Genomic DNA, 17,133 nt, shown 5'->3' with positions numbered 1-17,133 from the left:
CCCAAGGTCTGACAGAAGCCGACAAGCCTGGCGTCGCAATCCTGTGGCATCACCTGCCGCCGTACTGGTGAGTCATTGATCAGACTGGTGGATCCCGCTACCCGAGCACGAGGGGGACCACTCATGAACGGCTCACGGATCGCCGCCGTCGGTCACTACCAGCCCGCCAAGGTACTCACCAACGAGGACCTGGCGGGCCTGGTCGACACCAGTGACGAGTGGATCCGGAGCCGTGTGGGCATCCGGACCCGCCACGTCGCAGGACCCGACGAACCGGTCGACGAGCTGGCCGCGCACGCCGCCGCCAAGGCACTCGCCTCGGCCGGTCTGGCACCCGGCGACATCGACCTGGTGCTCGTGGCCACCTCCACGGCCGTCGACCGCTCCCCGAACATGGCCGCCCGGGTCGCCGCCCGCCTCGGCATCCCCTCGCCGGCCGCGATGGACGTCAACGTCGTCTGCGCCGGGTTCACCCACGCCCTCGCCACCGCCGACCACGCCGTGCGGGCGGGCGCGGCGACCCGGGCGCTGGTCATCGGCGCCGACAAGATGACCGACGTGACGGACTGGACCGACCGCACCACCTGCGTCCTCGTCGGGGACGGTGCCGGGGCCGCCGTGGTCGAGGCGGCTCCCGCAGGCGAGGAGGCCGGCATCGGCCCGGTGCTGTGGGGCTCGGTGCCCGAGATGGGCAACGCGGTGCGCATCGAGGGCACCCCCTCGCGGTTCGCCCAGGAGGGCCAGAGCGTCTACCGCTGGGCCACCACCCAGCTCCCGCCGATCGCCCGCAAGGCCTGCGAGCGTGCCGGGCTCGTGCCCGAGGACCTCGCCGGAGTCGTGCTGCACCAGGCCAACCTGCGCATCATCGAGCCGCTGGCCCTGAAGATCGGCGCGGTGAACGCCGTCGTCGCCCGTGATGTCGTCGACTCCGGGAACACCTCCGCCGCCAGCATCCCGCTCGCCTTCTCCAAGCTCGTCGAGCGCGGGGAGATCTCCGCGGGCGACCCCGTGCTGCTGTTCGGCTTCGGCGGCAACCTCTCCTACGCCGGGCAGGTCGTCCGCTGCCCGTGAGGTGGCCTGCTGTCGGTGAGGCGGCTGCTGTCCGTGAGGTCACCCGCTGCCCGTGAGGCGGCCCGCTGTCGGTGAGGTGGCCCGAACTGTTCGCCCGGACCCGCCACCGGGGTGTGACAAGCCCAACTCCCGTGTCTGCGGCGCGTTTGTGCGCCGTAGACTGTAGGCGAAAGACAATGGACCATCGACTTTCCTATCGCGGCCGGAGCGCTGCCCAGGGAGGACCGTGATGTTGTCGACAGGCCTGCCTCAGGGAGCGGTACCCAAGCTGGAGCGGCCCGGTCCGCTGCGTGACCGCGTCTACGAGGCGCTGCTCGAACTCATCACCACCCGGGCCCTCCAGCCGGGACAGCACCTCGTCGAGAGCGAACTCGCCGGTCATCTCGGGGTGTCCCGGCAGCCGGTGCGGGAGGCCCTCCAGCGGCTGAGCACCGAGGGCTGGGTCGATCTGCGGCCCGCCCAGGGCGCGTTCGTGCACGAGCCGACCGAGGCGGAGGCCGACCAGCTGCTCACGGTCCGTACGCTGCTGGAGGCCGAGGCGGCCCGGCTCGCCGCGGCGAACGCGGGCACCGCCGCCATCGGCGCGCTGGAGGACCTGTGCGCCGAGGGCGAGCGGGCGGTCGCCGCCGACGACGTCGACGCCGCGGTCGCCATGAACGCGCGGCTGCACGCCAAGATCATGGAACTCGCGGGCAACACGGTCCTCGCCGAACTCGCCGCCCAGGTCGACCGCCGGGTCCGCTGGTACTACACCCCGGTGGCCCGGCAGCGCGGCCGGCAGTCCTGGATCGAGCACCGCGAACTCATCGCCGCGATAGCGGAGGGTGACGAGCAGCGGGCCACCGCGGTCATGCGGGCCCACACCGAGCACACACGGCAGATGTACCACGACCGCGAGAAGTAGCCGGCCGGCGCGGGCGGTCAGCCGACGGGCTCCGCCTCCGCCCCGGTCTCCGTTCTCGCCCCGGGGACGGGGTGCGAGGGCGTCCCCTCCCCGTGGTGCGCGAAGCGGGCCTCGGCCCCGAGCATCGCCACCAACACCGCCACCAGCGACAGCAGTTCGGCGACCGCGGCCACCCCGACGCCCAGCAGCGCGGTGGCCGCCGCGACGGGCACCGCGGCCGCGCGGAACGTCACCGGGCCCAGCCGCAGCACCCACCGGAACGCCACGTCCCCGGCCAGGAACAGCGCGACCCCGCCCGCCAGCGCGAGCGCGGGGCCCGTCCCCGAGTGCTCGCCGAGATGGCCGAGCGACTTCTTCACCCCGGTCGCGCAGTAGGCGATGCCCAGCAGCATGGGCAGGAAGGCGTAGTAGTACGCGTTCATGGCCAGCCGCCAGCGGCGGTCCGGCGGAGTCGCCGTGAACGTCTCCTCCGCCGCGTGCTCGTCGCGCACGAAGTAGGTCCACCACAGGGTTCCGGCCAGCGCGAGCGCGAGGAAGGCGCCGGCGAACAGGTCCACGGTGAGCGGCCGGCTCCCGATCCCGATGCCGATCGCGATGACGGACTCGCCGAACGCGACGATGAGCAGCAGCCCGTGCCGCTCGACGAAGTGGGCCGGGTCGAGCGCGCCGAGCTGCGAGCGCAGCACCGCGGCGTCGCGTCCGCCCCGGCGCCGAGGACCGTGCTCGGCGAAGAACGGCGTCACGAACTGCAGGACCAGCGCCAGCAGCCACAGTCCGTCGGCGCGGAGCCCGTCGAACAGACCCGCCGCGGTGACGGACAGCGCGGCCAGCGAGTTCGGCACCGCGTACCAGATGACGTCGCGGCCGTGGCTGCGGGTGTAGAGCGCGCTGTGCACGAGGACGACGGCCAGGAAGCCGAGCCCGAAGACCACGCCCGAGTCGTCGAAGGCACGGGGGACGGCCAGCGCGCACACCAGGAACGCGCCCATGCCCAGCATCAGCAGGATCCGCCGGGACGGCCGGTCGGGCGGCACCTGGTTGGTGAGGTACGCGTACGCGCCGTACATCCAGAACAGGACCGCGAAGATGAGCGCGACGCGGGCGGCCGTCGCGAGCGACAGGTCGGAGGCGAACAGCACGGTGAGCTGTGTGAGGGTGAAGACGAAGACCAGGTCGAAGAACAGCTCCAGCGTGCTGACGCGCCGCCCGGGTCCCTCACCGTCCGGCGGCACCTCCGGGCCACCGTCCCCCGGTCCGGTGTGCCGCCCGGCCCCGTCCGCCGCCGGAGCCGGTGTCCCGTGCCCCGCCTGCCGTGGCGGTTCGTCCACCGACGTGTGCCCCGGCTCGTCCCCGGCCCCGCTCATGCGTCCCCCCGTGACAGATGGTCCCCGGAGATCGTATGCGGACCTCGTACCGCGCGTACGTCCGTTCGGCCGCCGACGCGACTTTGTCCTCGGAGTGGGGAAAGTCTGCTGCAATCACTGCACGACTTCTTCCAACTCCCGGAATCCGCTGCTACGTTCCCCTTCGAAGCACCACCGGTGACGGTGGCCGGAACCCGCCCCGCGCGGGTGCCGGCCGAGGCGGGAGGGGTTCGTGAGACGCATGACGGCGCGACCTGCGAACGCCCATCAGGCCCGACTGCTGCGGCTGTTGCGCGACGGCGGTCCCAACTCCCGTGCTCAGCTGGGTGATCGCGTCGACCTCTCGCGGTCGAAACTGGCCGTCGAGGTGGACCGGCTGCTGGACACCGGCCTCGTGGTGGCCGACGGACTCGCCGCCTCGCGCGGCGGCCGCCGCTCCCACAACATCCGGCTCGCGCCGAACCTGCGCTTCCTCGGCGTGGACATCGGCGCCACCTCGGTCGACGTGGCGGTCACCAACGCCGAGCTTGAGGTCCTCGGGCACATCACCCAGCCCATGGACGTACGCGAGGGCCCGGTCGCGGTGTCCGAGCAAGTGCTCGCCATGGCGGCCAAGTTGAGGTCGTCGGGAGTCGCCGAGGGGTTCGACGGAGCGGGGATCGGCGTCCCCGGCCCCGTCCGCTTCCCCGAGGGGGTCCCGGTCGCCCCGCCGATCATGCCCGGCTGGGACGGCTTCCCGGTGCGCGAGGCACTCGGCCAGGAACTCGGCTGCCCGGTCATGGTCGACAACGACGTGAACCTCATGGCCATGGGGGAGCAGCACGCGGGCGTGGCACGCTCCGTGGGCGACTTCCTCTGCGTCAAGATCGGCACCGGTATCGGCTGCGGCATCGTCGTCGGCGGAGAGGTCCACCGCGGTGCGACGGGCAGCGCCGGCGACATCGGGCACATCCAGGCCGTGCCCGACGGACGGCCGTGCGCCTGCGGCAACCGGGGCTGCCTGGAGGCCCACTTCAGCGGTGCCGCGCTCGCGCGGGACGCGGTGGAGGCGGCCCGGCAGGGGCAGTCGGCCGAACTCGCCTCACGGCTCGCGGCGAACGGCGGGCTGACCGCCGTCGACGTCGCCGCCGCGGCGGCCGCGGGCGACGCGACCGCGCTCGATCTGATCCGGGAGGGCGGCGACCGCACCGGACAGGTCATCGCGGCGCTCGTCAGCTTCTTCAATCCCGCCCTGGTGGTGATCGGCGGCGGGGTGACCGGGCTCGGCCACACCCTGCTCGCCGCGATCCGCACCCAGGTCTACCGCCAGTCGCTCCCGCTCGCGACCGGCAACCTGCCCATCGTCCTCGGGGAACTGGGCCCGGCCGCCGGAGTCATCGGCGGGGCCCGGCTGATCAGCGACCACCTGTTCTCACCCGCGTAAGGCACGTCGTCCCACCGCGCAAGCCGCCTGTCCTCGCCCTCCGCGAGCCACGTCCTCACCCGCGCAACCACCTGTCCTCGCCCCCTGCGGGTCACGTCCCGACCCGCGCAAGCCACCTGTCCTCGCCTCTGCGAGCCGCGTCCCACCACCGCGCAAGCCACGTGTCCTCGCCTCCTGCGAGCCACCTCCGCACCCGCGCAAGCCGCCTGCCCTCGCCTCCGCGAGCCACGTCCCGACCCGCGCAAGCCACACCGTCCCGCCCGCGCAAGCCACCTGTCCTCGCCCCCCCCGCGAGCCACGTCCCCATTCGCGCACGCCGCTTCCTCCCGCCCGGGCGCGCCCGGGCAACGTCCGAGCAATGCCCGAGCACCGTCCGGGCACAGCCCGGCACCCGGCCCGTACGCCTGCCCGAGGGAACCGCCATGGCACCGGAACCACCCCTGCTCACCATGTCCGGCATCACCAAGTCGTTCCCCGGAGTCCGGGCCCTCGACGGCGTCGACCTCGACGTCCAGGCCGGCGAGGTGCACTGCCTGCTCGGCCAGAACGGGGCCGGGAAGTCCACGCTCATCAAGGTCCTGTCCGGCGCCCACCAGCCCGACGACGGCACCATCGCCTGGCGCGGCGCGCCCGTCACCCTCAAGTCCCCGATCGCCGCCATGCGCCTCGGCATCGCCACCATCTACCAGGAACTCGACCTGGTGGACGGCCTGTCGGTCGCCGAGAACGTCCATCTCGGCCGTGAACCCACCACCGCGGGCTGCGTAGTGCGGGGCCGGGAGGCCAGGACGGCGACCGCCCGGCTGCTCGAACGGCTCGGGCACCCGGAGATCGACCCGGCCCGGCTCGTCGCCGAACTCTCCGCCGCCCAGCGGCAGATCGTCTCCATGGCCCGGGCGCTCTCGCACGAGGTACGGCTCATCGTCATGGACGAGCCGTCCGCCGCCCTCGACCCCGACGAGGTCGGCAACCTGTTCCGGATCGTCGCCGGCCTGACCGCGACGGGCGTCGCCGTCGTCTACATCTCGCACCGACTGGAGGAGATCCGCCGCATCGGCGACCGGGTCACCGTCCTGAAGGACGGGCGCGCGGTGGCGGGCGGCCTGCCCGCCAGATCGACCCCGACGCGCGAGATCGTGGCGCTGATGACGGGCCGCACCGTCGAGTACGTGTTCCCGGACCGGCCCCGGTCCCGGCCCCCGGGCGAGCCCGTCCTCACCGTCCGTGACCTCTCCCGGCAGGGGGAGTTCGCCCCGTTCGACCTCGACGTGCGCCCCGGCGAGATCGTCGGACTGGCCGGTCTCGTCGGCTCCGGCCGCTCCGAGATCCTGGAGACGGTCTACGGGGCGCGCCGACCGGCGACCGGCCGGATCACCGTGGACGGGAGGCCCCTGCGCACGGGCAGCGTCCGCGCCGCCGTGCGGGCCGGGCTCGGTCTCGCCCCCGAGGAACGCAAGGCCCAGGCCCTGCTGATGCTGGAGTCGGTCACCCGCAACGTCTCCGTCTCCTCCATGTCCCGCTACGCGTACGGGGGTTGGATCGACCGGCGGGCCGAGCGCGCGGCGGCGCGGGCGGCCACCCGCGAGCTGTCCCTGCGTCCCGACGATCCGGCGGTCCCCGTCGGCACCCTGTCCGGCGGCAACCAGCAGAAGGCCGTCCTCGCACGCTGGCTGCTGCGCGGCTGCCGCGTCCTGCTCCTCGACGAACCCACCCGCGGTGTCGACGTCGGAGCGCGCGCCGAGCTGTACGCCGTGATCCGCCGTCTCGCCGACGAGGGGCTCGCCGTGCTGCTGGTCTCCAGCGAGATCCCCGAGGTGCTCGGGCTCGCCGACCGGGTCCTGGTACTGCGGGAGGGACGGGTCGTGCACACGGCGCCGGCCCGTGACCTCGACGAACACCGTGTACTCGACCTCGTGCTGGAAGGAGGCCCCGTGGCCGCCGAAGGGAGCCCGACATCATGACGCAGCACGTGTCCGCGCCCCGCGACGGAACCGGGAAGACGCTCTCCACCGGTGAACCTCCCGCGTGGCGGACGGCGTTGGCCCGAGCCGACGTCCGCACCCTCTCGCTCCTCGGGGTCCTCGCCGCACTGGTCGTCATCGGCGGCGTCACCAGGCCCGAGGAGTTCCTCGACACCCGCAACCTCCAACTCGTCCTCACCCAGGCCTCGGTGATCGGCGTCGTCACCGTCGGCATGACCTTCGTCATCACCTCGGGCGGCATCGATCTGTCGGTCGGCGCGATCGTCGCGCTCGCCTCGGTCTGGGCCACCACGGTCGCCACCCAGGAGTACGGGTTCTCCGGCATCCTCTTCACCGCGGTGCTCGTCGGGCTCGGCTGCGGACTGGTCAACGGAGTCCTCGTCGCGTACGGCCGGATGGTCCCGTTCATCGCGACCCTCGCCATGCTCGCCTCGGCCCGCGGTCTCGCCCTGCAGATCACCGGGGGCCGGACCCAGATCGTCACCGTGGACGGCGTCCTGAAACTGGGCGAACGCGACTCCTACGTGCTCGGGGTGCCGCCGCTCGTCCTGGTCTTCGCCGTCGTCACCGTCATCGGCTGGCTGCTGCTGAACCGCACCACCTTCGGCCGGCGCACGGTCGCCGTCGGCGGCAACGCGGAGGCGGCACGGCTGGCCGGCATCGACGTACGGCGGCAGCGGCTGTACCTCTATCTGCTCTCCGGGCTGTGCTGCGGCATCGCCGCCTTCCTCCTGGTCGTCCTGTCCGGGTCCGGCCAGAACACCAACGGCAACCTCTACGAACTCGACGCCATCGCGGCGGCGATCATCGGCGGCACCCTGCTCAGCGGGGGCCGCGGCACCATCACCGGCTCGGTGCTCGGCGTACTGATCTTCACGACGATCACCGACATCTTCGCGCTGAACAACCTCCAGAGCGACGTCCAGCAGATCGCCAAGGGCGCGATCATCGTCGCCGCGGTCCTGGTCCAGCGGCGCACCGCAAGCACGGCCTGACACACGGAAGGGTCCACCGCCATGCCAGCACCCATGAGCCCGACCAGCCGCAGAGGACTGCTCCTCGGGACCGCCGCCGTCTCGGCGGGCGCCCTCCTCACCGGCTGCACCAGCAACGACACCAAGGACGGCCCCGCCGCGAACTCCGGGCCCGCCGCCGACGGCAAGCCCGGCAAGCACGTCACGATCGGCTTCGCCGGCCCCCAGGCGGACCACGGCTGGCTCAACGCCATCAACGACAACGCCAAGAGCAGGGCGGGCACGTACAAGGACGTGAGTCTGGAGATCACCGAGGGCTCCAACGACACGGCGGCGCAGATCGGCCAGATCGAGACCCTGATCAACAAGAAGGTCGACGTCCTGGTCGTGCTGCCGGCCGACGGCAAGGCCCTGACCCAGGTCGGCCTCAAGGCCATGCGCGCCGGCATCCCGGTCGTCAACCTCGACCGCATCTTCAACTCGCCCCAGGCGTACCGGTGCTGGATCGGCGGCGACAACTACGGCATGGGGCTCAGCGCCGGTCACTACATCGGCGAGAAGCTCAAGGGCAGGAAGAACGCCAAGGTCGTCGAGCTCGCGGGGCTCGACAACCTGGAACTCACCAAGCAGCGCACCGAGGGCTTCGACGCGGCCCTGAAGAACTACCCGAACATCACGAAGGTGGCCCGCCAGGCTGCCGAGTTCACCGTCGAGTCCGGCCAGGCCAAGATGTCCCAGCTCCTCCAGGCCCAGCCGGGCTTCGACGCGCTGTGGAACCACGACGACGACCAGGGCGTGGGCGCGCTGCGGGCCATCAAGCAGGCCGGCCGCGACGACTTCCTCATGGTCGGCGGGGCCGGGGCGCTCTCCGCCTTCCAGGCCATCGACGCCGGCGACAGCGTCCTGAAGGCCACCGTCCTGTATCCGCCGACCATGGCCGCGTCCGCGATCGACCTCGCCCGCGCGCTCGGCCAGGGCAAGGGCGTCGGCGGCCTCGCCGAGTTCGAGATCCCCGCCTCGCTCACCCTCTACTCGGCCGTCGTCGACAAGGACAACGTCCAGCAGTACATGGCCACCGGTTTCAAGTGACGGGCGCCGCCGCGACCGGGCCCCGCCCCCGCACGGCGGGGCCCACCCCACCGAGCCACGACGACGAGGAAGGACCCCGCATGGGACAGCCGGACCAGGGCGACGAGGCGACGACTCCGCCCCTGGGCGTGGGCATGGTCGGCTACGCGTTCATGGGCGCCGCCCACTCGCAGGGCTGGCGCACCGTGGGCCGGGTCTTCGACCTGCCCCTGCGGCCGGTTCTCGCCGCGGTGTGCGGCCGGGACGCCGGCGCCGTGCGGGCGATGGCCGACCGGCACGGCTGGGGAGCCGCCGAGACCGACTGGCGTGCGCTGATCGCCCGGGACGACGTCGACCTCGTCGACATCTGCACACCGGGCGACAGCCACGCCGAGATCGCCGTCGCCGCGCTGGCCGCGGGCAAGCATGTGCTGTGCGAGAAGCCGCTGGCGAACACCGTGGCGGAGGCCGAGGCGATGACGGCGGCCGCGGCCGAGGCCGCCGGGCGAGGCCGGATGTCCATGGTGGGCTTCAACTACCGCCGGTTGCCCGCGACGGCCCTCGCCCGTTCCCTGGTCGCCGAGGGCCGCCTCGGCCGGCTGCGGCACGTCCGGGTGACGTACCTCCAGGACTGGCTGACCGACCCGCGGTTCCCGCTGACCTGGCGGCTCCGCAGGGAGCGGGCCGGCTCGGGCGCGCTCGGCGACCTGGGCGCCCATATCGTCGACCTCGCCCAGTACCTGGCGGGGGAGCCGCTCGACGGGGTCTCCGCGCTCACCGAGACGTTCGTGCGCCGACGGCCCCTGCCCGGGAGGGAGTCCGGCGGGCTGTCCGCGACCGGGCCCGCGGCCAACTCCCGTTCGGGCGCGGTGACCGTGGACGACGCGGCCCTGTTCACCGCCCGCTTCGCCTCCGGCGCACTCGCCTCCTTCGAGGCCTCCCGCTTCGCCGCCGGACGCAAGAACTCCCTGCGCATCGAACTCAACGGCGAGCGCGGTTCGCTGGCCTTCGACCTGGAGCGGCTCAACGAACTCGCGTTCCACGACCACACCGAACCCGCCGCCCACGCCGGCTTCCGGCGCATCCAGGTCACCGAACCCGACCACCCCTACCTCGACGCCTGGTGGCCGCCGGGACACGGACTCGGCTACGAGCACACCTTCGTGCACCAGGCCCGCGACCTGGTGCTCGCCGTCGCGGGCGGCCGGCCCCCGGAGCCCTCGTTCGCCGACGGACTCCAGGTCCAGCGCGTCCTCGCCGCCGTCGAGGAGAGCGCCGCGAAGAACTCCACGTACACCCCCGTCGCGGTCTGAGGAGGACGGAATGCCACGCGACTTCACACTCTTCACCGGCCAGTGGGCCGACCTGCCCCTCGAGGAGGTCTGCCGGCTGGCCCGCGACTTCGGCTTCGACGGACTCGAACTCGCCTGCTGGGGCGACCACTTCGAGGTCGACAAGGCACTCGCCGACCCCTCCTACGTGGAGTCCCGGCGCGCGCTCCTCGACAAGTACGGCCTCATGTGCCGGGCCGTCTCCAACCACCTGGTCGGCCAGGCCGTCTGCGACGCCATCATCGACGAACGCCACCGCGCGATCCTGCCCGCCCGTATCTGGGGCGACGGAGAGGCGGAGGGGGTGCGCCGGCGGGCGGCGGCGGAGATGGCCGACACGGCGCGCGCGGCGGCGGCCCTCGGCGTCGACACCGTGGTCGGCTTCACCGGCTCGGCGATCTGGCACCTGGTCGCCATGTTCCCGCCCGTCCCCGAGGCGATGATCGAGCGCGGCTACGAGGACTTCGCCGCCCGCTGGAACCCCGTCCTGGACGTCTTCGACGCGGAGGGCGTCCGGTTCGCGCACGAGGTCCACCCGAGCGAGATCGCCTACGACTACTGGACCACCCACAGGGCCCTGGAGGCGATCGGCCGGCGTCCGGCCTTCGGCCTCAACTTCGACCCCTCCCATTTCGTCTGGCAGGACCTCGACCCGGTCGGGTTCCTCCACGACTTCCGCGACCGCATCTACCACGTCGACTGCAAGGAGGCCCGCAAACGCCTCGACGGCCGTAACGGACGGCTCGGCTCCCACCTGCCCTGGGGAGACCCGCGCCGCGGCTGGGACTTCGTCTCCGCCGGCCACGGCGACGTCCCCTGGGAGGACGTCTTCCGCATGCTCCGCTCCATCGGCTACACCGGACCGATCTCGGTCGAGTGGGAGGACGCCGGCATGGACCGCCTCCAGGGCGCACCCGAGGCCCTGACCCACCTCAAGACCTACGACTTCGATCCCCCGTCAGCCTCCTTCGACGCAGCCTTCACCGGCAACGACCAGGCCGGAACGAACTGAACCCGCCTCGACGCGCGTCGCCTCGATCATCGTCTTCACAGTTTCTCCACCACATGTCTATGATCATTTCACTGTTGGGGACCCGCCCGCGAGCTCGGGCGGGATCGACTGTTGGGAAGTCATACACATGCGAACTCGCGCTGTCGTAGGCGTGCTCTCGGGGGTGCTGGCTCTGGCCGCGCTCGGGGTTCCGGGGGCCGACGCGGTGACCAAGTACACCGACGTCAAGAACATCGTCGTCAACGGCGGCAAGCCGGTCGCGCTCGGCGTCAGCGGTTCGGTGTCCGTGCCCGTCTCCATGGCGGTGTCCGTCGCCACCCATGGCGCCGGCGCGACGCTGTACCACGGTGGTTGGCCCGAGGCCACCGACGCGTATGTGAACCCCGCCAAGGAGTGCGCGGGCCGTACCGGCGACTACACCTGCACGATGAACTTCACCTTCACCGCCCTGAAGACCGTCAAGAAGAACGCGGACGCGGGCACTTGGGGTGTGTACGCCTCCGCGGTGGGCAACGCGAACGCGGAGAAGGTCCTGCCGTTCGCCTTCAACGTCGTCCGCGCCGCCAAGCTGACCACCGACGCCTCGCCCGAGCCGGCGAAGTACGGCGGTACCATCACGGTCACCGGCCGGCTGACCCGTGCCAACTGGGAGACCGGCCAGTACCAGGGCAACATCAACCAGCAGGTCCAGCTCCAGTTCCGTGACAGCAACGCCGGTGCCTACACGACCGTCAAGACGGTCACCTCCGGCACGGACGGCGCCCTGAAGGCCACCGTCCCCGCGCTCGCCTCGGGTTCCTGGCGCTGGGTCTTCGCCGGCACCAACACCACCGGCGCGGCCACCTCCGCCGCCGATGCCGTCGTCGTGAAGTAGCTTTCACCCGCGCACGGGCCGCGGGCCGCACCCGGAAGGGGCGGCCCGCGGCCCGTCGGCGGTCAGCCGACCGGCGGGGGTGCCGGGGCCGACGTCGTCGCCGTGCTGCGTCCCGGCTGGCGCAGCAGCAGGGCGATCGCGGCCGCCACCATGGAGATTCCGCCGGCCAGGGCGTACGCGCCGTCGTAGCCCCAGGCGGCGACCACCATCGAGCCGAGGCCGCCGCCGAACAGGCCGCTGATCAGCTTTCCGCTGTACACCAGGCCGTAGTTGGTGGCGTTGTAGTTCTCGCCGAAGTAGTCCGGGGTCAGGGCGGCGAACATCGGGTAGAAGGCCCCGCCGCCGAACCCGGAGAGGAAGGCGAAGAACAGGAACAGCGCCTCGCTGTGGATGTCACCGGCCCAGATCACGCCGAACTGCGCGAGTCCGAGGACCACGATGACGAACACCAGGGTCTGCTTGCGTCCCCAGGTGTCGGACAGCCAGCCCACCACGCCCCGGCCCACCCCGTTGATGACGGCCATCACACCCATCGACGAGGCCGCCACCAGCGGTCCGAAGCCCACGTCCTTGGCGAAGTCGACCTGGAAGGAGATACCGAAGATCGACACACCGGCGGTCATCACCAGCGCGACCCACATCAGCGGGAGCACACCGGTCCTGATGGCCTCCTTGGGCGTGTACTGCTTCACGGCCGGAGGGTTCTTCGACAGGCCCGCGGCCCCCTTGCCGGACCCCGCGTGGGTCAGCGGGTCGACGTCCGCGGGCCACCAGTTCTTCGGCGGGTCCTTGAAGAAGAACGCGGCGGTCAGCACCACGACCATCACATAGGCGCCGATGAGGTCCAGCACCCGGTGGTAGTTCGCCGTGTCGAAGGCGTAGTTGAAGATGAAGATGAACGGCAGGGAGCCGTAGGCGAAGCCGCCGTTGACGAACCCCGTCCGCGCGCCCCGGCGTTCTGGGAACCACTTGCCGACCATGTTGATACAGGTCGCGTACACCAGACCGGACCCGAGACCGCCGACGACACCGAACCCCAGGATCGCCAGCGCCACATTGCTCAGGTGCGACAGCGCGAGGAAACCGGCCGCGCACATGACCGACCCGGTGAGCATGGCCCCCCGGGCCGTCAGGAGCCCGCGCTCGCGCAGCCAGCCCGCCGGGAAGGCGATACCGGCCTGGAAGAACACCCAGATGCTCAGGATCCAGAAGGTGTTGCTCTGCGTCCAGCCGTGGGCGTGCGACAGGGTGTCCTCGGCCGAGCCGTACGCGTACTCGAAGACGCTGATCGCCATCATGGCGACCCAGGGCAGGTACACCATGAGGTTGCGCGAGTGGCCGAGGATGTCCCGGTCCGTCTCCCCGACCCGGTAGACCCGTCCCCGGGCGTCCGTGATCTCCCGGTAGGCGCGCCCGGAGGCGCCCTGGCCTTCGTCCGGCGAGTCCTTCGCCGCGATGGGTTCCGCCGTCATGACGCCATCTCCTCGCCGAGCGGGTGGGGGTTGGGAACGATGCCGCGGGCCCTGGGCCGCCCCGGGGCCTTGAGGAACAGGGCCAGCACGGCGGAGGCCAGACCGACGGACCCGGCGAGGACGAAGGCACCGTGGTAGTCCCACGCGCCCACGACGACCGCGCCCATGCCCGAGCCCACGAGGCCCGAGATCAGCTTCGAGCTGTAGACCAGCCCGTAGTTGGACGCGTTGTTGTTCTCACCGAAGTAGTCCGCCGTCATGGCCGCGAACAGCGGGAAGATCGCGCCGCCGCCGAACCCGGAGACCATGGAGCAGAACAGGAAGAACGGCATGCTGCCCATCTGGCCCGAGACCAGCACGCCGAACTGGGCCGAACCCAGCACCAGACACACGATGATCAGCGTGTGGCGCCGGCCGACACGGTCGGAGATCCAGCCGATCACCCCGCGCCCGGTGCCGTTGACGATCGCCTTCAGCGACATCGCCGTCGCCACGATCCCGCCCGCGAAGCCCATGTCCTTGCCGAACGGGACCTGGAAGGCGATGCCGAAGATGTTGATGCCGGCCGTGCACAGCAGACAGAACCACATCATCCACAGAACGGGGGTACGCGCGGCCTCCCTGGGGGTGTACTGCTTGACCGCCGGCGGGTTCTTCTCCAGCGCCCGCCGGACCTTCGGGTCGTCCGGCACCTTCAGCGGGTCCACGTCCGGCGGCCACCAGCCCTTGGGCGGGTCCTTGAAGAACCAGCCGGCCGCCGCGACCAGCGCGCAGCAGAACAGGCCGACGCCCACCAGGACGCCCCGGTAGTTGCCCAGGTCCATGTACGAGGTGAACAGGAAGACGAAGGGCACGGACCCGTAGGCGAAACCGCCGTTGACGAAGCCCGTCTTGCCGCCCTTGCGCTCCGGGTACCACTTGCCGACCATGTTCACGCAGGTCGCGTAGACGCGTCCGGCGCCGATGCCGCTGCACATGCCGAAGCCGAGATAGGCGACCGTCACGTGCGGCGCGAACGCCAGGGCCACATAGCCGAGCAGGGTGCCGAGCGCGCCCAGCAGCATCGCCGTACGCGCCGGGAGCCTGCCGCTCTCGCGCAGCTGCCCGGCCGGGAAGGCCACGGCCGCCTGGAAGAACACCCAGACGCCCATCAGCCAGAAGATGTGCCCGCTGCTCCACAGATGGGCCTCGTGGAGCGTGTCCTCCGCCGAGGTGAACGCGTACTCGGCGGAGCTGATGCCCAGCATGCCCGCCCAGGGCAGGACGACCATCCAGGCGCGTCCGCGGCCCATGATGTCGATGTCGGTCTCACCGACGCGGTACACGCGTCCGTGCCGGTCCCTCACCTCGCGATGGGGCACCGGTGTCGAGTATCCGGTGGTTGTCATGTCGATCGAGATCCCCTTGCGTCGAAAGAACGAGTCAGCGCCCCCTGCCACATGCCTTTCGTGCGTCCGTGAATCCCGGGCCGGCCGACGCGCACCGTCGGCCGGCCCCGCGCGTCCTCAGGTCATGGACGGCCTCCCAACAGTCCGGCCGCGCGCGCCCAGCGGTACTTCGCGCCGAGGACGGCGACCGGCAGCTCGGTGGTGTACGGGTAGGCCACGACCCCCCGCTCGTACAGGTGGCGGCAGGCCTCCTCGACCTCGACGTCGCCCGCGAGCGAGGCCACCACGGGCTTCTCGATGCCCCGTTCCCGGAACTCGGCCACCACGCGCGCGGTGAGCTCGGCGAAGACCATCGGAGGAGTGACGATCGTGTGCCAGTAGCCGAGGACGAGCGCGTGGACGCGCGGGTCCTCGAGACCGAGCCGGATCGTCGCCTCGTACGTCGACGGCGGCTCCCCGCCGGTGATGTCGACCGGGTTGCCCGCGGCCCCGAACGGCGGGATGAACTCCCGGAAGGAGGCGTCGAGGTCCGGCGGGATCTCCATCAGGGACAGCCCGTTGTCGGTCACCGCGTCGGACAGCAGCACACCGCTGCCGCCCGCGCCGGTGATGATCACGACGTTGTCGCCCCGGGGAGCGGGCAGCACCGGCAGGGCACGCGCGTACTCCAGCATGTCGTTCAGCCCGGGGGCCCGGATGACACCGGCCTGCCGGAGGATGTCGTCGTACACGGCGTCGTCGCCCGCGAGGGCCCCGGTGTGCGAGCCAGCGGCCCGTGCTCCGGCGGCGGTCCGGCCGGCCTTCAGGACGACGACGGGCTTCTTCGGGACGGTGGCGCGCGCCGCCTCCACGAAGGCACGGCCGTCCTTCAGGTCCTCCAGGTGCATCGCGACGCACCGGGTGTGCGGGTCCTCGCCGAACCAGGTCAGCAGGTCGTCCTCGTCCAGGTCGGCCTTGTTGCCGAGCCCGACGATCGCCGACACCCCCGTGTTCGTGGTCCGCGCGAACCCCAGGACGGCCATGCCGATCCCGCCGGACTGCGAGGACAGCGCGACCCCGCCCTTCACGTCGTAGGGGGTGCAGAACGTGGCGCACACGTCCTGCCAGGTCGAGTAGTAGCCGTAGATGTTCGGGCCGAGCAGCCGGATGCCGTACCGCTCGCCGATGGCCGTGATCTCGTCCTGGAGCTCCTGCTCCCCGGTCTCGGCGAAGCCGGACGGGATCAGCACGGCGTTCGGGATGTTCTTGCGGCCGGCCTCCTCCAGGACCCCCGGCACCGCCCGGGCGGGGACGGCGAACACCGCGACGTCCACCTCGCCGGGGATGTCGGCGAGGCGTGCGTACGCCTTGCGGCCCTGGATGTCGTCCGCCCGGGGGTTGACCGGATGGATCTCGCCCGCGAAGCCCCCGTCGAGCAGGTTGCGCAGCACCGCGTGCCCGATCTTCCCCGGGACGTCGGAGGCGCCGATCACGGCGATCGACCGCGGCCGCATGAGCCGGTCCATGGAGGCGAGGATCTCGTCCCGGGTGTACCGGCGCCGCCCGGCCGCCGGGGGCGCTCCGAGGATCACGCGGATGTCCGCCGCGATCGCGCCCCGCGGGCCCGCGATCACCGGGTTGAGGTCCACCTCGGCGATCTCGGGGAAGTCCGTGACCAGTTCGGAGACCCGGCGGATCTGTTCGGCCACGGCCGCCCGGTCCACCGGGGGAGCGCCGCGCACCCCGCGCAGGACCTGCGCGGCGCGGATCGAGTCGAGCATCGACTCCGCCTCGTCCGCGCCGACCGGCGCCAGCCGGAAGGTGACGTCCTTGAGCACCTCGACCAGCACACCGCCGAGTCCGAACGCGACGACCTTCCCGAAGGTCGGGTCCGTCACCGCGCCGACGATCACCTCCTGTCCCGGCGGGACCAGCTCCTGCACCTGGACGCCCTCGATCCGGGCCCGCGCGTCGTAGGCGCGGGCGTTGCCCACGATCGTCCGGAAGGCCGCCCGGACGTCCGCCTCCCCCTCGACGCCGACCAGCACCCCGCCCGCGTCGGTCTTGTGGAGGATGTCGGGGGAGACGATCTTCATCACCACGGGCTTGCCGAAGCGTTCCGCGTGGGCCACCGCCTCGTCCTCGTCACGGGCCAGTTCCTCGCCGGGTACGGCGATCCCGTAGGCGTCGGCGATCTCCTTGCCCTCCGGCGCTGTCAGCGCGGAGCGTCCCTGGCGCCGGACGCCGTCCAGCAGTGCCCTCACCCGGGCCACCCGGTCCTGTGCCGCCAC

At 71.8% G+C, this 17,133-nt stretch carries 13 protein-coding genes; 9 read left to right on the top strand and 4 right to left on the bottom strand.

Going from position 1 to position 17,133, the window contains the following annotated elements:
- Positions 1–123 precede the first annotated feature (123 nt).
- Both IO36_RS18840 and IO36_RS18835 read left to right on the top strand, forming a co-directional pair.
- A complete protein-coding gene (locus IO36_RS18840; protein WP_037621354.1) occupies positions 124–1,071 on the top strand; it encodes a beta-ketoacyl-ACP synthase III in 948 nt (315 codons plus the stop codon).
- A gap of 229 nt (positions 1,072–1,300) precedes the next feature.
- Positions 1,301–1,975, top strand: coding sequence for a GntR family transcriptional regulator (locus tag IO36_RS18835; RefSeq protein ID WP_037621351.1), 675 nt, complete (start codon positions 1,301–1,303; stop codon positions 1,973–1,975).
- A gap of 17 nt (positions 1,976–1,992) precedes the next feature.
- On the opposite strand, the gene IO36_RS18830 is transcribed toward IO36_RS18835, so the two are convergent.
- On the bottom strand, positions 1,993–3,339 hold the full coding sequence (locus IO36_RS18830; protein ID WP_107065748.1) for a low temperature requirement protein A: 1,347 nt from the start codon (positions 3,337–3,339) through the stop codon (positions 1,993–1,995).
- Between the two features lie 241 nt (positions 3,340–3,580).
- Here IO36_RS18830 and IO36_RS18825 point away from each other — a divergent pair, with 241 nt between their 5' ends.
- The 7 genes from IO36_RS18825 to IO36_RS18795 all read left to right on the top strand — a co-directional run bounded on the left by IO36_RS18825 (position 3,581) and on the right by IO36_RS18795 (position 12,003).
- Positions 3,581–4,762, top strand: coding sequence for an ROK family transcriptional regulator (locus IO36_RS18825; protein WP_037621349.1), 1,182 nt, complete (start codon positions 3,581–3,583; stop codon positions 4,760–4,762).
- 422 nt (positions 4,763–5,184) lie between these two features.
- Entirely contained in the window at positions 5,185–6,723 is a 1,539-nt protein-coding gene (locus tag IO36_RS18820) for a sugar ABC transporter ATP-binding protein (RefSeq protein ID WP_037621346.1), read from the top strand.
- The gene (locus IO36_RS18815) at positions 6,720–7,739 is read left to right on the top strand and encodes an ABC transporter permease (RefSeq protein WP_037621344.1); all 1,020 of its coding nucleotides are present in this window, start codon (positions 6,720–6,722) and stop codon (positions 7,737–7,739) included. Before IO36_RS18820 ends, IO36_RS18815 begins: the two co-directional genes overlap by 4 nt.
- Before the next feature lie 21 nt (positions 7,740–7,760).
- The gene (locus IO36_RS18810; protein ID WP_037621340.1) at positions 7,761–8,807 is read left to right on the top strand and encodes a substrate-binding domain-containing protein; all 1,047 of its coding nucleotides are present in this window, start codon (positions 7,761–7,763) and stop codon (positions 8,805–8,807) included.
- Positions 8,808–8,887: 80 nt separating this feature from the next.
- Positions 8,888–10,099, top strand: a complete 1,212-nt coding sequence (locus IO36_RS18805) for a Gfo/Idh/MocA family protein (RefSeq protein WP_037621338.1) — start codon at positions 8,888–8,890, stop codon at positions 10,097–10,099.
- Positions 10,100–10,109: 10 nt separating this feature from the next.
- On the top strand, positions 10,110–11,129 hold the full coding sequence (locus IO36_RS18800) for a sugar phosphate isomerase/epimerase family protein (protein WP_037621336.1): 1,020 nt from the start codon (positions 10,110–10,112) through the stop codon (positions 11,127–11,129).
- Positions 11,130–11,256: 127 nt separating this feature from the next.
- Positions 11,257–12,003 carry a hypothetical protein gene (locus IO36_RS18795; RefSeq protein ID WP_037621333.1) on the top strand — a complete coding sequence of 249 codons (747 nt, stop codon included), beginning with the start codon at positions 11,257–11,259 and terminating at the stop codon, positions 12,001–12,003.
- A gap of 62 nt (positions 12,004–12,065) precedes the next feature.
- Here IO36_RS18795 and IO36_RS18790 read toward each other — a convergent pair whose 3' ends face one another.
- The 3 genes from IO36_RS18790 to IO36_RS18780 form a co-directional block, all read right to left on the bottom strand.
- Entirely contained in the window at positions 12,066–13,475 is a 1,410-nt protein-coding gene (locus tag IO36_RS18790; protein ID WP_051900639.1) for an OFA family MFS transporter, read from the bottom strand.
- Entirely contained in the window at positions 13,472–14,863 is a 1,392-nt protein-coding gene (locus IO36_RS18785) for an OFA family MFS transporter (protein ID WP_037621330.1), read from the bottom strand. The genes IO36_RS18790 and IO36_RS18785 overlap by 4 nt, the downstream gene beginning before the upstream one ends.
- Before the next feature lie 122 nt (positions 14,864–14,985).
- Positions 14,986–17,133 (bottom strand): acetate--CoA ligase family protein, encoded by a 2,148-nt coding sequence (locus tag IO36_RS18780; RefSeq protein WP_037621328.1) that lies wholly within the window; start codon positions 17,131–17,133, stop codon positions 14,986–14,988.

The organism is Streptomyces aureus, from assembly GCF_000725495.1.
GTDB lineage: Bacteria > Actinomycetota > Actinomycetes > Streptomycetales > Streptomycetaceae > Streptomyces > Streptomyces aureus_B.
This window is presented reverse-complemented; position numbering and strand designations above follow the sequence as displayed.

Coding starts and splice junctions, on each gene's coding strand:
- IO36_RS18785 (WP_037621330.1), bottom strand. CDS start 14,863: ATGACAACCACCGGATACTCGACACCGGTGCCCCATCGCGAGGTGAGG.
- IO36_RS18820 (WP_037621346.1), top strand. CDS start 5,185: ATGGCACCGGAACCACCCCTGCTCACCATGTCCGGCATCACCAAGTCG.
- IO36_RS18790 (WP_051900639.1), bottom strand. CDS start 13,475: ATGACGGCGGAACCCATCGCGGCGAAGGACTCGCCGGACGAAGGCCAG.
- IO36_RS18840 (WP_037621354.1), top strand. CDS start 124: ATGAACGGCTCACGGATCGCCGCCGTCGGTCACTACCAGCCCGCCAAG.
- IO36_RS18810 (WP_037621340.1), top strand. CDS start 7,761: ATGCCAGCACCCATGAGCCCGACCAGCCGCAGAGGACTGCTCCTCGGG.
- IO36_RS18830 (WP_107065748.1), bottom strand. CDS start 3,339: ATGAGCGGGGCCGGGGACGAGCCGGGGCACACGTCGGTGGACGAACCG.
- IO36_RS18795 (WP_037621333.1), top strand. CDS start 11,257: ATGCGAACTCGCGCTGTCGTAGGCGTGCTCTCGGGGGTGCTGGCTCTG.
- IO36_RS18825 (WP_037621349.1), top strand. CDS start 3,581: ATGACGGCGCGACCTGCGAACGCCCATCAGGCCCGACTGCTGCGGCTG.
- IO36_RS18805 (WP_037621338.1), top strand. CDS start 8,888: ATGGGACAGCCGGACCAGGGCGACGAGGCGACGACTCCGCCCCTGGGC.
- IO36_RS18835 (WP_037621351.1), top strand. CDS start 1,301: ATGTTGTCGACAGGCCTGCCTCAGGGAGCGGTACCCAAGCTGGAGCGG.
- IO36_RS18800 (WP_037621336.1), top strand. CDS start 10,110: ATGCCACGCGACTTCACACTCTTCACCGGCCAGTGGGCCGACCTGCCC.
- IO36_RS18815 (WP_037621344.1), top strand. CDS start 6,720: ATGACGCAGCACGTGTCCGCGCCCCGCGACGGAACCGGGAAGACGCTC.